This is a genomic window from Vibrio cincinnatiensis DSM 19608 (assembly GCF_900167345.1).
Lineage (GTDB): Bacteria > Pseudomonadota > Gammaproteobacteria > Enterobacterales > Vibrionaceae > Vibrio > Vibrio cincinnatiensis.
Genome location: NZ_FUXB01000008.1, coordinates 84,396 through 99,081, shown reverse-complemented (window position 1 = coordinate 99,081; position 14,686 = coordinate 84,396). Strand labels below are relative to the sequence as shown.

Sequence of the window (14,686 nt, the reverse complement as noted above, 5' to 3'; positions counted from 1 at the left end):
TGATAGCCTTATTCAAGATTCGCTTTAGGTTTAGCAAGTTCTTGTAGCTCTGATTGTTTTTTAAGCTTCTTACTCAGTTTTCGAACTTCCAACTGAGATTTGAGGTATAAACTGCCAAAAATAACCCAAGCGATAAGAAAACCGGCGATAAAGACAGAACCGAGTAAAGTGGACAAATGAAACTCACCTTGAGCCAATAAGTAGTTAAATGTGACCAGTGCTTGATTCTGTGAACCTAACGCTAAAGCAAGTAAGAATAGAGCAAGCAGCGCAAGGATTTTTATAATTTTCATAATTGATGACCCATCCACAAATCTATTTACTGATTATGCAGGAAATTGCTCAGACAAACCATGTTCGATTCTATAATCAAATTCCATCGACGTTAACCGAAATCTACCATACCGCTCAGAGACCCTGTTTTTATCACTCTTCTTCAACCCAAAAACGATAAACGATCAAAAGAAAACACCGTCAAAGAGAGCACATAAAAAAACGGCACACTGTGACAGTATGCCGCTTATGAGGCCGTTCTACCATTATAGATCTTGATTAACTCTCTCACGTAATTCTTTACCGGGTTTAAAGTGAGGGACATATTTGCCATCCAATTCGACTTTTTCACCAGTTTTAGGATTGCGTCCAACACGGGGATCACGATAGTGCAAAGAGAAACTACCAAATCCTCGAATTTCGATGCGCTCCCCAGCCTCTAATGTTTTCGACATGTGTTCAAGAATATCTTTTACCGCATCTTCAATTTCTTTTGCTGAAAGATGGGGTTGCTCGGCACACAGCCTTTCTATTAATTCAGACTTAGTCATAGTTTCCCTCTTCGAGTTTTTACCCTGATTATAGTCAGTAATATCAATTCCAACAAACACTTGGTTAATATTCTATAAAAAAGAGCATTGCTAAGCAGCACTATGGGGATCAGGGAAGATCGACCGTATAGGAGACTTTTTGCTCGGTTTTATACCTCAAAAAATCAATAAGGTCTTTGAGGCTTGGTTATATTAGCATAACTAAACGGAATAAATCATCAGGTTATAATAATCAACCTATAAAAAAGGGGCCATATGGCCCCTTTCTAATCAGTAAGTTAGATTACTCACCTTTAGCAGCTTTGAAAGCGTCTGCCATTGCATTACCGAAAGCAGCGTCATCTTGTTTGTTGATTGATGCCATTGCTTCTTGCTCTTCAGCTTCATCTTTCGCTTTGATAGATAGGTTGATTACGCGGTTTTTACGGTCTACACCAGTAAATTTCGCTTCAACTTTATCACCAACATTAAGCAGTAGAGATGCATCTTCTACACGATCACGAGTAATTTCAGAGGCACGAAGGTAACCTTCAACGCCATCTTCTAGCTCAATGGTTGCGCCTTTAGCATCAACCGCTGTTACTGTACCGTTAACTAGAGTGCCTTTCTTATTATCAGCAACATAAGCATTGAATGGGTCATTTTCCATTTGCTTAACGCCTAGAGAAATACGCTCACGCTCTGCGTCTACCGCTAGAACAACAGCAGAGATCTCGTCGCCTTTCTTGTAATCACGTACCGCTTCTTCTCCAGGAACATTCCAAGAGATGTCAGATAGGTGAACAAGACCATCGATACCACCATCAAGACCGATAAAGATACCGAAATCAGTGATAGACTTGATCTTACCAGTGACTTTATCGCCTTTAGCTTGCGCTTCAGCGAATGATTGCCATGGGTTAGCTTTACATTGTTTCAGACCTAGAGAGATACGACGACGTTCTTCGTCGATATCAAGAACCATAACCTCAACTTCGTCGCCAACATTAACAACTTTAGATGGGTGGATGTTCTTATTCGTCCAATCCATTTCTGAAACGTGAACAAGACCTTCTACACCTTCTTCGATTTCAACGAAGCAGCCGTAATCAGTTAGGTTTGTTACACGGCCAGTCAGTTTATGACCTTCTGGATAACGTTTAGCAATCGCTACCCATGGATCTTCGCCTAGCTGTTTTAGACCTAGTGATACGCGAGTACGGTCACGGTCAAACTTAAGAACTTTAACTAAGATTTCGTCACCAACGTTAACGATTTCTGATGGGTGCTTAACACGTTTCCACGCCATATCTGTGATATGTAGTAGACCATCAACACCGCCAAGATCAACGAATGCACCGTAATCAGTAAGGTTCTTAACGATACCTTTAACTTCAGTACCTTCTTGTAGAGTTTCAAGAAGTTCGTCACGCTCAACACTGCTTTCTGATTCGATAACCGCACGACGAGAAACAACAACGTTGTTACGTTTCTGGTCTAGCTTGATAACTTTGAACTCTAGCTCTTTGTATTCTAAGTGAGCAGTGTCACGGATAGGGCGAACATCAACTAGAGAGCCAGGAAGGAACGCACGAATACCGTTTAATTCAACAGTAAAGCCACCTTTAACTTTGCCATTGATGATACCGATAACCGTTTCTGCTTCTTCGTAAGCTTTCTCAAGAACGATCCACGCTTCGTGACGTTTTGCTTTCTCACGAGAAAGTTGAGTTTCACCGAAACCGTCTTCAACCGCGTCAAGCGCTACATCTACTTCAGAACCAACTTCAACTTCAAGTTCGCCAGCAGCGTTCTTGAATTGTTCAGCAGGAATTGCAGACTCAGACTTAAGGCCAGCGTCAACAAGAACATAGCCATTTTCAATCGCAACAACAGTACCTTTAACAATAGTACCTTGTTGGAATTGGGTTTCGTTTAGAAACTCTTCAAAGAGTTGAGCAAAAGATTCAGTCATGTATTTAATCTTCAATAATTAAACGTCCATGGGTATCCTACCGCATGGGGTTATTAAAATCGCTGGTCATCATCCTTGCGACCAACGCTCTTAACTAGCGTGGTTTATTCCGCTAGTTTCGATTCGATATATTGTAGTGCTTTATCAACCACTTCGTCGATAGAAAGTGTGGTTGAATCAAGCAACAGCGCATCTTCAGCCGGGCGTAACGGCGCGACGGAGCGGTTGCGGTCTCGTGCATCTCGCTCTTGAATTTCGCTTAAAAGGGCGTCAAATTTAACATCAAGCCCTTTCAGTTGCAACTGCTTATAACGACGCTGAGCGCGTTCATGTGCACTCGCATCTAAGAAAATTTTCACTGTAGCTTTAGGGAAAACAACGGTTCCCATATCGCGGCCATCCGCCACTAAGCCATGACCTTGATCAAACGCTCTTTGTCTGCGTAACAATGCCTCTCTAACTCGTGGAAAGGCAGCAACTTTTGAGGCGGCCATACCCGTTTCCTCTTTTCGCAGCTCTCTTGAAACATCTTCCCCTTCAAGAATCACTTTGACAAGCTCACCTTCAGCAATAAATTGCACATCAAGGTGTGTCGCCAGTGGGACTAAAGCATCTTCCGATTCAATATCAACACCATGATGAATGGCTGCAAGAGCTAACACGCGGTAAATAGCCCCAGAGTCTAATAGCTGAAAACCCAGTTTTTTCGCTAATAACATACAAAGAGTGCCTTTACCTGCACCACTTGGCCCATCTACGGTAATGACCGCTGTTTGCAAGGACATGCTTTACTCCATCTATTTTTTATTTTCACGACTGACGGCGCGTTTAACCAGCGCAGAATTATATACCCTGTACTATCAAGATGCGAGTGTCCCAAACATTTAACTCTAGGGTAATAATGCCATCGCTTATCGAGGGTGAATACACCATCCTATGATTGAGAAATAAAAGAATAAAAACGCATAAAAATACTTAACACAACTGCATATAACAAAAAACTCAGAGGCAATGCCCTGAGTTTTTCCAAACAAACAGCCTCTAGACTCAAAGTAGGATGCGTTTCTCGTTCTTTCTCACCGTTGCACTGCCAATTCCTTTAACTTTCGCTAGATCTTCCTTATGTAAGAAAGCGCCATTGGTCTCCCTGTATTCGACGATTGCTTGGGCCTTTTGCAGCCCGACGCCTTGCAATAGCGTTGCTATCTCTTCTGCGGATGCAGTATTAATGTTTACTGTGATAGTAAACCCTTGGCTATTCTCTTTCATTTCTTCACTCAGCACATAGCTAGTCGGCCAGCAAAGCCCTAATAACAATACAATTATATATTTTCTCAACATTATGACTCTCCTTGTTTTTACCCTGTATGGCAATGCAGTGGGATAGTAAAGGAAACCTTGTTTCAACTGTTTATGAAAATATACAAAATCAAATGGGCTGCAAATGCAGCCCATTTTAATAAACATATCAATTACATAATTGCCGACTATTGACTCACAGCAAAATACTCAATTTTGGTATTTTGACGCAACACGCCAAGTACGGCGTTCAAATCTTGCTGAGTGCCGACACGAGCTAATTGCGCAGCAATAGGTTCATGGAATCGAACATCTGCTGCGGTTTCCACTTTATCTAATGCGATCACAACAACATTTCCCGCCTGATCTTTCGCTTGAGTATAAACCGTTTGATCAAGGTCTGGTTTAGACATCGCAAAAATCACATGAGCAAGCGGCGTATCACGGTCCACGATTTCTGGTTTACTAAAAGTGAGGTTATGCTCCGTCAGTAAGTGGTCATCTCCTGTCCGGAGCTCGTTGACTAGCTGACTGGCTAATGCTAACGCTTGTTGCTCAGCTTTTAATTGCGCCAGCTTGGTTTCAATAGACTCTCTCACCTCTGACAATGGCAAAATAATTTCCGGGCGCGACTCTTCAATACGGACAACAATAACGTGTTCTGGCGCGATTTCGATCGCCTCAGAGTTTAACCCATCGTCTTTTACTTCCGGTGACTGTAATGCTTGCATCACCGTTGGATGACGTAATAGTTCTGGAATATTATTCGTTGAAACAAAATCCGTTCTTTGAATAGAAGCATGGATAACTTTTGCGGCCTCATCTAATGAATCCGGCGACTCAAAGGCCACTTTTTCCAGCTCATTTTGTAATTGGTAAAATGTGTCAACCGCTTGTTGATCTTGCAGATCTGCTTTGATATCTGCCGCAACTTGCTCAAGAGGCTGAACCACTGGCGCTTTTAACTCATCAAGTTTAATAATGTGATAACCAAACTCTGATTTGACAAGCCCCGTAACATCACCCACTCGCTGCAAAGAAAATGCGGCATTTTCAAAAGCAATATCCATAGTGCCACGCTCAATCCAGCCAAGATTGCCCCCTTCTCTTGAGCTACCAACATCTTGTGATTTCTGGTTGGCTAAAGTAGCAAAATCAGCGCCATTATTGAGTTCATCAAGAATAGCTTGAGCAGACGACTCATCATCACCTTGAACCAGTATGTGGCTCACTTTACGCTGTTCATTCGAAGTATATTTATCTTGATGAGTTTGATAATAAGCGTTCACTTGCTCATCACTAATCACAATCGTCTCTTTTAGCTTTTTAGCCGCTAGCTCGATGTAAGATATTCTCATCTGTTCTGGACGGGTATAACGCTCATCATTTTGCTGATAATACTGCTCGATTTCTTCATCCGTAAGTTCAACAGATTGAGTAAAAGAAGCCGTAGGCAAGGTAATGGTACGAATTTCACGACGCTGAGTCATTAAAGCGTTTTGAGCTTCAACCTCACCCGTTAAGGTAAATTCACTACTTTGTAAAGCTGTCATCAATTGATTACGGACTAAATTACGTCGTAAATATTGTGCAAACCCTTCAGGAGTAAACCCGGCTCGACGTAAGGCGGATTGATAGATTTCTTGGTCAAATCGACCTGCTGATTGAAATTCCGGCATAGATAAGAGCATCTTCCGAACTTGTTCATCACTGACTCTTAGCCCAAGAGACTGGGCGTGTTGCTCAATCAAAACATCGTTAATCAAATTATCGAGTACTGATTTTCGAAATAAGGAGACGTAAGCGGGGTCAGCTAATAAGTTAGAAAAAGAATCACCAAACTGAGCTTGCATACGATTACGTTCATTTTGATAAGCTTGCTCAAACTCCCCCCGACTAATTTCAATACCGCCAACCTTAGCCGCTGCATTGTTGCCGCCACTGATCAGGTAGTTGCCTACCCCAGCAAAGATAAAAGAAAGGATAATTAATCCTAGGATAATTTTTACCGCGATGCTGTTCACGCCCTCGCGTAATCGATCCATCATAGTTTTACTGCTCTCCGGGTTTGAAGTAACACACTTCAGCTAAAATTGAATAGCGCGATAATATCAGAAAAAGAAATGCGCATCAGTATGATGCGCATAATTTCAAAAGGTTCGAATTAAATTTGCTTAGAAACAGCAAAAAAGTAACTCAATTAGTTACAAGCATCTTTTAATGCTTTTCCTGCTTTGAAAGCAGGTACTTTTGCTTCAGCGATTTGAATTTCTTCGCCCGTTTTTGGGTTACGACCTGTACGAGCTGCACGCGTACGAACAGAGAATGTACCAAAGCCGACTAATGCTACCTGATCGCCAGACTGAAGAGTATCGCTAACCGCTTCAATGAACGCATCAAGTACACGGCCTGCCGATGCTTTTGAAATATCAGCGTTAGCTGCGATTTTTTCTACTAATTGTGTCTTATTCACTGTGATTCCCCTTTGGTCACCAAGTTATTATTTTGTTCGGTGCCGATTTCGTTCCATTAACATTAAAAACAGGCTTAAAGCCTTGTGACAACTGGGCTTAAGCCATAGTGAGTAACGTTAGCTCTCAAAAAAAAGGCTGACAAGCCTTTTTCTGCCTATCAGCACAATCTTTTACTTATTTTTGCTGCATATCACTATTTTGCTACCGAAAAAGTGACCCCACTCGGATCTTTTTCCAGTGCAACACGTAAGACTTCATCAATCCACTGTACGGGAATCACTTGAAGGTCAGCAATAACATTGCTCGGTATTTCCTCTAAATCACGCTCATTATCTTTAGGAATCAGCACCACTTTGATTCCGCCACGATGCGCAGCGAGCAACTTCTCTTTTAAGCCACCGATAGGAAGAACTTCACCACGCAAAGTAATTTCTCCTGTCATGGCAACTTCAGCTTTAACAGGGTTACCCGTTAAGCTAGATACCAGTGCTGTACACATTGCAATACCCGCACTTGGACCATCCTTCGGAGTGGCACCTTCAGGAACATGGACATGGATATCTTTTTTCTCATAGAAATCAGTATTGATACCCAATTTCTCCGCACGAGAACGAACCACCGTCATCGCGGCTTGGATAGACTCTTGCATCACATCACCCAGAGACCCGGTTTGCGTCAGCTTACCTTTGCCAGGCATTGATTGCGTTTCAATAGTAAGAAGATCGCCCCCAACTTCAGTCCAAGCAAGCCCAGTGACTTGACCAATACGGTTACTATCATCCGCTTTACCATAATCACAGCGCTGCACACCTAAAAACTCTTTCAAATTCTCTTGGTTAACCGTCACGGTTTTCACATCTGTATTGAGCAAAATTTTCTTCACCGCTTTGCGACAGATTTTTGAAATTTCCCGCTCAAGTCCACGAACCCCAGCTTCCCGAGTGTAGTAGCGAATGATACCGATAATGGCCGAATCTTCGATCATAATCTCACTCGGCTTCAAGCCATTTCGTTCAATCTGTTTATTCACCAAATGGCGTTTAGCAATATTGAGTTTTTCATCTTCTGTATAGCCAGATAGACGAATCACTTCCATACGGTCTAATAAAGGTCCTGGAATATTCATCGAGTTTGATGTAGCAACAAACATCACATCAGATAAATCGTAGTCCACTTCTAAATAGTGGTCATTAAAAGAGTTATTTTGCTCAGGATCTAACACTTCTAATAAAGCGGAAGCAGGATCGCCACGCATATCTGACGACATTTTATCGATTTCATCTAATAGAAATAACGGGTTTTTAACCCCCACTTTTGCCATCTTCTGAATCAATTTACCCGGTAATGAGCCAATATAAGTCCGGCGGTGACCACGAATTTCCGCTTCATCACGAACCCCACCTAAAGCCATACGGACATACTTACGCCCCGTCGCCGCTGCAATAGAACGACCTAATGACGTTTTACCAACCCCAGGAGGCCCAACTAAACATAGAATAGGCCCTTTAAGCTTATTGATTCGGCTTTGCACCGCGAGGTATTCTAGGATTCGTTCTTTAACCCGTTCTAAACCATAGTGATCCGCGTTAAGAATTTCTTCCGCTTTTGATAGATCTTTCTTAACTTTAGAACGCTTTGTCCAAGGAACGCTCACCATCCAATCGATATAGCTACGTACCACTGTCGCCTCAGCAGACATGGGGGACATCATTTTTAGTTTCTGTAGCTCTTGCTCCGTTTTCTCGCGTGCCTCTTTTGGCATCTTCGAGCCTTCGATTTTCTGCTGTAGAGCTTCAAATTCATCAGGTGCATCATCCATATCGCCAAGTTCTTTTTGAATCGCTTTCATTTGCTCATTCAAATAGTACTCACGTTGGGATTTCTCCATCTGTTTTTTAACACGGGTTCGAATACGTTTTTCAACTTGCAGAAGATCGATTTCTGACTCCATCTGCCCCATCAAAAACTCCAGACGTTCAGCAACATCTAAAATCTCTAATACTTTTTGCTTATCCACTAATTTCAGTGGCATATGGGCTGCAATGGTATCGGCTAAACGAGCCGCTTCATCAATGCCGTTTAATGATGTCAGAACTTCTGGAGGAATCTTTTTATTTAGTTTGATAAAACCTTCAAATTGATTGATTGCGCTTCGAACAACCACTTCCTGCTCTTTATCATCTAACTCTGGCGTTAATAAGAACTCGGCTTCTGCTGAGAAAAAATCGCCTTCATTGAATTGATTGATTTTTGCGCGCTGCTGACCTTCAACTAAGACTTTTACCGTACCATCAGGTAGTTTCAACAACTGAAGAATGGTCGCTACCGTTCCCACTTCAAAAAGATCAGAAACTTTCGGATCATCGGTTTCCGCTTGCTTTTGAGCAACCAGAAGCACTTGCTTGTTGTTATCCATTGCCGCTTCTAAGCACTGGATGGATTTTTCACGGCCAACAAACAGAGGAATGACCATATGTGGGTACACCACCACATCACGTAGAGGCAGTACTGGGATCTCAATACGCTCGGAACGTTCCAAGTTCATATTATTCTCTCTTCCGCTTTTATGTATATCGCAGTATATGGGGGCTAACAGACTGGATTCAATGACAGAATTAAAAAAAGGAGGCTTAACAGCCTCCTTTTAAAACAGTCGAACAATTTTTACTCAGCACCTGCGGCTTGATTCTCATTTCCGGTGTAAATAAGCAACGGCTCTGACTCACCATTTATCACAGATTCATCAATGACGACTTTCTCAACGTCTGTCATTGACGGTAATTCATACATGGTTTCTAACAGCACGTTTTCAAGAATAGAACGTAGGCCACGAGCGCCTGTTTTACGCTTCATCGCTTTAGCTGCGATGGCACGTAGGGCATCCTCACGAAACTCTAGTTCTGTTGATTCTAGCTCAAAAAGAGCAGCATACTGTTTGGTCAGTGCGTTTTTCGGTTCACATAAGATTTGAATTAAGGCTTCTTCATCCAGTTCGGTCAAGGTTGCCGTTACAGGCAAACGGCCAATAAACTCTGGAATCAATCCATATTTCACTAAATCTTCTGGTTCAACTTGGGTAAAGAGTTCACTTAAAGACTTGCTACTATCTTTTGAGCGAACTTCTGCGCCAAAGCCAATTCCGGTGCCTTTCGCTACACGTTGTTCAATCACTTTATCTAGGCCTGCAAACGCGCCTCCACAGATAAAGAGGATTTTCGACGTATCCACTTGCAAAAACTCTTGCTGAGGATGCTTACGCCCACCCTGCGGAGGAACGGAAGCCACTGTCCCTTCCACTAATTTTAGTAGCGCCTGCTGAACCCCTTCACCAGAGACATCCCGAGTAATAGATGGGTTTTCAGCTTTACGTGAAATCTTGTCAATCTCATCGATATAAACAATACCGCGTTCTGCTTTAGCGACATCATAATCACATTTTTGCAGCAACTTCTGGATGATATTTTCAACATCCTCACCCACATAACCCGCCTCAGTGAGTGTGGTGGCATCTGCCATCGTAAACGGAACGTCTAAAAAGCGAGCTAAAGTTTCAGCAAGCAGTGTTTTACCACTTCCCGTTGGGCCAATAAGCAAAATATTACTTTTGCCTAATTCCACACCATCACTCGTTGTATCACCGTTACGTAAACGCTTGTAGTGGTTATATACCGCAACCGCAAGCACTTTTTTTGCATGTTCTTGCCCAATCACATAGTCATCGAGATGTTCACGAATATCACGCGGCGTAGGTAATGCCGACGATTCTTTCTTCGGTAAAACATCTTTGATCTCTTCACGAATAATATCGTTACAAAGATCGACACATTCATCACAAATGTATACTGAAGGACCTGCGATTAGCTTGCGAACTTCGTGCTGGCTTTTGCCACAGAAAGAGCAGTACAGCAGTTTACTACTACCACCCTCTTTGCTTTTATCTGTCATTCGCTAACCTCTTAGCCTTTACTCTTTATGGTTTCAGTGTATAACAATTTACACTAAATTGCGTTAACCAATTATCACATGGGTTATTCACCACGGTGAGTTAACACTGCATCCACTAAACCGTATTCTACTGCTTGTTCTGCTGACATGAAGTTATCACGATCAGTATCACGTTCAATCACTTCCAGTGGTTGACCTGTATGTTCTGCCAACAATTTATTGAGCTTATTCTTAATGCTAAGAATTTCTTGAGCATGAATTTGGATATCGGAGGCTTGCCCTTGGAAGCCACCTAATGGTTGGTGGATCATAACTCGAGAATTAGGTAATACATAACGTTTACCTGGCGCGCCACCAGCGAGCAAGAAAGCCCCCATCGAACAAGCTTGCCCAATACATAAAGTACTCACATTCGGCTTGATAAATTGCATCGTGTCATAAATTGACATACCAGCCGTCACACTACCACCGGGAGAATTAATGTAGAGAAAAATGTCTTTATCTGGATTTTCAGATTCTAAGAAAAGCAGCTGAGCCACGACAAGGTTTGCCATGTGATCTTCTACTTGACCTGTCAGAAAAATGACTCGATCTTTTAATAGACGAGAATAGATGTCATATGAACGCTCACCCCGAGAGGTTTGCTCTACCACCATGGGTACGAGCGCATCAATAATTGGCGACATTGTATTTTTTTCTTGGTAGCTCATATAGTCTTGTGTCCCTAAAATAAATGGCCCGAATGATGGGCATCACACGGACCATTGTTAGCAGAAGAGTTGACATTTCGTCAACCCTTCTACGTGACAACTTGCTGAAATCAAGCCGCTTCTGGATTCATTAGCTCATTGAAGCTAACGGTTTTTTCCGTCACTTTTGCTTTAGCAATGATCGCATCAATCGCTTGCTCTTCAAGAGCCACGTTGCGCATATTATTCATCATTTGCTCATTTTGTTGATAGTAAGCAATCACTTCTGATGGGTCTTCGTAGGCTGTCGCCATCTCATTGATAAGCGCATTCACTTTTTCTTCGTCTGCTTTCAACTCTTCAGTACGAATCACTTCACCAAGTAATAAGCCCACCACTACGCGACGTTTCGCTTGCTCTTCGAATAGCTCACGAGGTAACTGATTGGCGGCTTCTATGTTGCCACCAAAACGTTGAGCGGCTTGTTGGCGCAATACATTGATTTCTTGATCAACCAGAGCTGAAGGAACGAGGATTTCATTCTCTTTCACTAAACCTTCAATCGCTTGCTCTTTTACGCGAGTTTTGATTGCTTGTTTTAGTTCACGTTCCATATTTTTACGAACTTCTGCTTTCAAGCCTTCAAGTCCGCCTTCAGCCACACCGAACTTAGCCACGAACTCATCGTTCATTTCTGGTAGTTCACGAGCTTCAACTTTATTCACTTTGATTGCAAACTTCGCCGCTTTACCTTTTAGGTTTTCTGCGTGGTAATCTTCAGGGAAGTTAACGTCGATTTCAAATTCCATTCCTTTCGTTTTGCCAACGATACCGTCTTCAAAACCAGGAATCATACGGCCAGCACCCATTTCTAGTGGGAAGTTGTCCGCTTTACCGCCTTCAAATTCTTCACCGTCAATAGAACCAACGAAATCGATAGAAACACGCTTGCCTTCTGCCGCAGCTTCGTCCACTTCAGCCCAAGTAGCTTGTTGCTTACGAAGCGTTTCTAGCATCTCTGCTACATCGGCATCCGTCACTTCTGCTGATGGTTTTTCTACTGCAATGTTTTCCAAACCTTTTAATTCAACTTCTGGATAAACTTCAAAAGTTGCGGTAAATACAAGATCTTTATCCGCTTCATTTTCAACAGGAGCAAAGGTTGGTGCGCCAGCTGGGTTGATTTTTTCTTTCACGATCGCTTCGATAAAGTGACGCTGCATCACTTCACCCAATACATCTTGACGTACTGCTTTGCCGTACATCTTAGCAACCATCTTCATTGGCACTTTGCCTTTGCGGAAACCATCGAAACGACGGTTCTTTGCGATGTTGCGTAGTTCCGCTGTCACCGCATCTTCGATGTTTGCAGCTGGAACAGTAATATTGAGACGGCGCTCTAGGCCTTCTAGCGTTTCAACAGTAACTTGCATTGTTTATAAACCTCAAAACTGGCTCAGTATTTCTGAGCATCATGAGCCAATACAGTGATTGGCTGCATCCTTGTGTTGTGCTCGATTGAACACTTAAATGATAAATATTGAGCATCGATATCTCAGCTGAATAAGCCTTAATATCGGACTAATAAGTGATATCTTTGCCGATTTGCGCCGAATAAAGGTATCTCTGATTAGTCTCAGGGCAAAAATTTAGACGTGACATTCTACCGATCTGGGCTTTTCCTGTCGAGTTAAACCCAAAATCACGGCCACTGAATCTGTCAAAACTGACCTAAGTGCTAAAAAATTCATCAAACACTTAAAACCATGAGAGTTGAAATGGGGACAATAAAGGCTTTTTCAAGAGAATCGAGGCTTTTTTTTATCCAAATCCTTAAAAAGAGATCTTGCTCTTATTTTATAAGGCATAGAATCGACCATTTATCCCCTCTCTCCTAGGAAGAGCAGCTTATCGTCAGTTTTTTCCCCCACGCTGGTGGTAATTTTGCATACTGATCATGTTCAGGTTGTTCATCAAAAGGATGTCGCAATACTTGTGTGAGCGTTTCAATTTCACTGTAATTTCCCTGCTTGGCTTCTTCAATGGCATGGTGTGCTAAATAATTACGCAAAATATATTTCGGATTTACCCGCCTCATTGCTGAGCAACGTTCATGACAGGTTATCACCCGCCCTTGCTCATTTTTTTCTTCTTGGCAACGAGCCAGATAACGATCTAACCAAGCTCGCCCAGCTTGCCTATCTAGGATTAAATCTAAAACTTCCTGCTCGCCGGCGACATCTAGACAAGAGAGTTGACGGAAAAAACGCGTGTAATCGACCCGATTCGAGGTCAATAACTGAAAAAGTTGATCGAAACATTCACTGTCTTGCGAAAGCTTCGTTTTCAAACCCAATTTTTGTCGCATCAAGATACTGAAATAATCACGATATCGAACTTCATACTGATGAAGCGTGTCTTCAATATCTTGGCGTTCAATCAGTGGCGAGAGTGCGTAACCCAGCGCAGAGAGGTTCCATAATCCAACACGGGGCTGCTGCTCAAAGGCATAACGCCCTTGATAGTCAGAATGATTACAGATAAAACCCGGTTCATAGTCATCAAGAAAACCAAAAGGACCATAGTCAAACGTTTGCCCAAGAATGGACATATTATCGGTATTCATCACTCCATGCGCAAACCCCACCGCTTGCCATTGAGCGATCATTTTAGCCGTTCTCTCAACAACCTGTTGAAACCATGCCAAATAAGGCTGCTCTTCTTGCTGACAATCAGCAAAATGCCACTCAATCACTTTATCCGCCAATAAACGAAGTTCGTCTGTCTGCTGGGTATAAAAAAAGTGTTCAAAATGTCCAAAACGGATATGACTTTGTGCTACTCGTACCAGCAATGCCCCTTGTTCACACTGCTCACGATAAACAAGAGTCTCACTATTGATCATCGCCAAAGCCCGAGTTGTCGCAATGCCAAGGCCGGCCATTGCTTCACTGCATAAATACTCTCGAATGGTGGAGCGTAATACTGCCCTTCCATCTCCCATTCGAGAAAAAGGCGTTAGCCCTGCACCTTTAAGATGAAGATCGAACACGTCGCCGGAGAGAGTTTCGATTTCCGCCAAAAGCACCCCTCGCCCATCCCCTAAATCTGGGTTATAAACACCAAACTGATGGCCAGCATATTTCATCGCAAGTGGCTGAAAGAAATCCGGTATCACCTGCCCAGAAAAGTTGGCCAATAACTCATCATTAGGCACTCTAGGCAGGCATAATTGTTCGGCAAGATCACGGTTCCACATGACCCAATGCGGATTTTTGACCGGTTGAGGAACAACAAGGTAATAAAAGGCTTCGGGAAGTGAATAATAGCGATAGCTTAAATTCGTGGCTTGCCAAACTGACATGGTCGTTTCTCTTAACATCTGGGATTAACGGGAAATTAACAAATACCAGACTAAAACACTAGGTTTTATCGCCTCCTTTTACTGAATGACTCCGTTAGTTCCATCTATACTTATGATAAACAAATCCCGCAACATTT

Annotated in this window: 12 protein-coding genes and 1 pseudogene; all 13 read right to left on the bottom strand. The window is 42.5% G+C overall.

The annotated features are described in order from the left end of the window. Nucleotides 1-8: 8 nt before the first annotated feature. The 13 genes and pseudogenes from B5D54_RS09120 to B5D54_RS09060 all read right to left on the bottom strand — a co-directional run bounded on the left by B5D54_RS09120 (nucleotide 9) and on the right by B5D54_RS09060 (nucleotide 14,549). Nucleotides 9-293: a LapA family protein gene (locus B5D54_RS09120; protein WP_078926237.1), complete on the bottom strand. Its 285-nt coding sequence runs from the start codon at nucleotides 291-293 to the stop codon at nucleotides 9-11. A 246-nt stretch (nucleotides 294-539) separates the two neighbouring features. Then, a complete protein-coding gene (ihfB, locus tag B5D54_RS09115; protein WP_078926236.1) occupies nucleotides 540-824 on the bottom strand; it encodes an integration host factor subunit beta in 285 nt (94 codons plus the stop codon). A 283-nt stretch (nucleotides 825-1,107) separates the two neighbouring features. Next, the gene (gene rpsA / locus B5D54_RS09110) at nucleotides 1,108-2,778 is read right to left on the bottom strand and encodes a 30S ribosomal protein S1 (RefSeq protein ID WP_078926235.1); all 1,671 of its coding nucleotides are present in this window, start codon (nucleotides 2,776-2,778) and stop codon (nucleotides 1,108-1,110) included. Nucleotides 2,779-2,882: 104 nt separating this feature from the next. Further along, nucleotides 2,883-3,563 (bottom strand): (d)CMP kinase, encoded by a 681-nt coding sequence (gene cmk, locus B5D54_RS09105; RefSeq protein ID WP_078926234.1) that lies wholly within the window; start codon nucleotides 3,561-3,563, stop codon nucleotides 2,883-2,885. 262 nt (nucleotides 3,564-3,825) lie between these two features. After that, nucleotides 3,826-4,122, bottom strand: a complete 297-nt coding sequence (locus B5D54_RS09100; RefSeq protein WP_078926300.1) for a ComEA family DNA-binding protein — start codon at nucleotides 4,120-4,122, stop codon at nucleotides 3,826-3,828. Between the two features lie 143 nt (nucleotides 4,123-4,265). Then, a complete protein-coding gene (gene ppiD / locus B5D54_RS09095; protein WP_078926233.1) occupies nucleotides 4,266-6,125 on the bottom strand; it encodes a peptidylprolyl isomerase in 1,860 nt (619 codons plus the stop codon). Between the two features lie 152 nt (nucleotides 6,126-6,277). Continuing rightward, the gene (locus tag B5D54_RS09090) at nucleotides 6,278-6,550 is read right to left on the bottom strand and encodes an HU family DNA-binding protein (RefSeq protein WP_078926232.1); all 273 of its coding nucleotides are present in this window, start codon (nucleotides 6,548-6,550) and stop codon (nucleotides 6,278-6,280) included. Between the two features lie 194 nt (nucleotides 6,551-6,744). Then, on the bottom strand, nucleotides 6,745-9,096 hold the full coding sequence (gene lon, locus B5D54_RS09085) for an endopeptidase La (protein WP_078926231.1): 2,352 nt from the start codon (nucleotides 9,094-9,096) through the stop codon (nucleotides 6,745-6,747). Nucleotides 9,097-9,215: 119 nt separating this feature from the next. Next, complete coding sequence (gene clpX / locus B5D54_RS09080) at nucleotides 9,216-10,496, bottom strand: ATP-dependent protease ATP-binding subunit ClpX (protein WP_078926230.1); 1,281 nt, start codon at nucleotides 10,494-10,496, stop codon at nucleotides 9,216-9,218. 83 nt (nucleotides 10,497-10,579) lie between these two features. Next, the gene (gene clpP / locus B5D54_RS09075) at nucleotides 10,580-11,206 is read right to left on the bottom strand and encodes an ATP-dependent Clp endopeptidase proteolytic subunit ClpP (protein ID WP_078926229.1); all 627 of its coding nucleotides are present in this window, start codon (nucleotides 11,204-11,206) and stop codon (nucleotides 10,580-10,582) included. A gap of 110 nt (nucleotides 11,207-11,316) precedes the next feature. Continuing rightward, nucleotides 11,317-12,618, bottom strand: a complete 1,302-nt coding sequence (tig, locus tag B5D54_RS09070) for a trigger factor (protein ID WP_078926228.1) — start codon at nucleotides 12,616-12,618, stop codon at nucleotides 11,317-11,319. 317 nt (nucleotides 12,619-12,935) lie between these two features. Continuing rightward, nucleotides 12,936-13,037, bottom strand: a pseudogene (locus tag B5D54_RS17505) (TolB protein); the annotation flags it as partial. A 42-nt stretch (nucleotides 13,038-13,079) separates the two neighbouring features. Further along, on the bottom strand, nucleotides 13,080-14,549 hold the full coding sequence (locus B5D54_RS09060; protein ID WP_078926227.1) for a protein adenylyltransferase SelO: 1,470 nt from the start codon (nucleotides 14,547-14,549) through the stop codon (nucleotides 13,080-13,082). Nucleotides 14,550-14,686 lie beyond the last annotated feature (137 nt).

Excerpts from the sequence above, each read along its gene's own strand:
- B5D54_RS09120 (WP_078926237.1), bottom strand. The coding sequence starts at position 293 with ATGAAAATTATAAAAATCCTTGCGCTGCTTGCTCTATTCTTACTTGCT.
- ihfB (WP_078926236.1), bottom strand. The coding sequence starts at position 824 with ATGACTAAGTCTGAATTAATAGAAAGGCTGTGTGCCGAGCAACCCCAT.
- rpsA (WP_078926235.1), bottom strand. The coding sequence starts at position 2,778 with ATGACTGAATCTTTTGCTCAACTCTTTGAAGAGTTTCTAAACGAAACC.
- cmk (WP_078926234.1), bottom strand. The coding sequence starts at position 3,563 with ATGTCCTTGCAAACAGCGGTCATTACCGTAGATGGGCCAAGTGGTGCA.
- ppiD (WP_078926233.1), bottom strand. The coding sequence starts at position 6,125 with ATGATGGATCGATTACGCGAGGGCGTGAACAGCATCGCGGTAAAAATT.
- lon (WP_078926231.1), bottom strand. The coding sequence starts at position 9,096 with ATGAACTTGGAACGTTCCGAGCGTATTGAGATCCCAGTACTGCCTCTA.
- clpX (WP_078926230.1), bottom strand. The coding sequence starts at position 10,496 with ATGACAGATAAAAGCAAAGAGGGTGGTAGTAGTAAACTGCTGTACTGC.
- clpP (WP_078926229.1), bottom strand. The coding sequence starts at position 11,206 with ATGAGCTACCAAGAAAAAAATACAATGTCGCCAATTATTGATGCGCTC.
- tig (WP_078926228.1), bottom strand. The coding sequence starts at position 12,618 with ATGCAAGTTACTGTTGAAACGCTAGAAGGCCTAGAGCGCCGTCTCAAT.
- B5D54_RS09060 (WP_078926227.1), bottom strand. The coding sequence starts at position 14,549 with ATGTCAGTTTGGCAAGCCACGAATTTAAGCTATCGCTATTATTCACTT.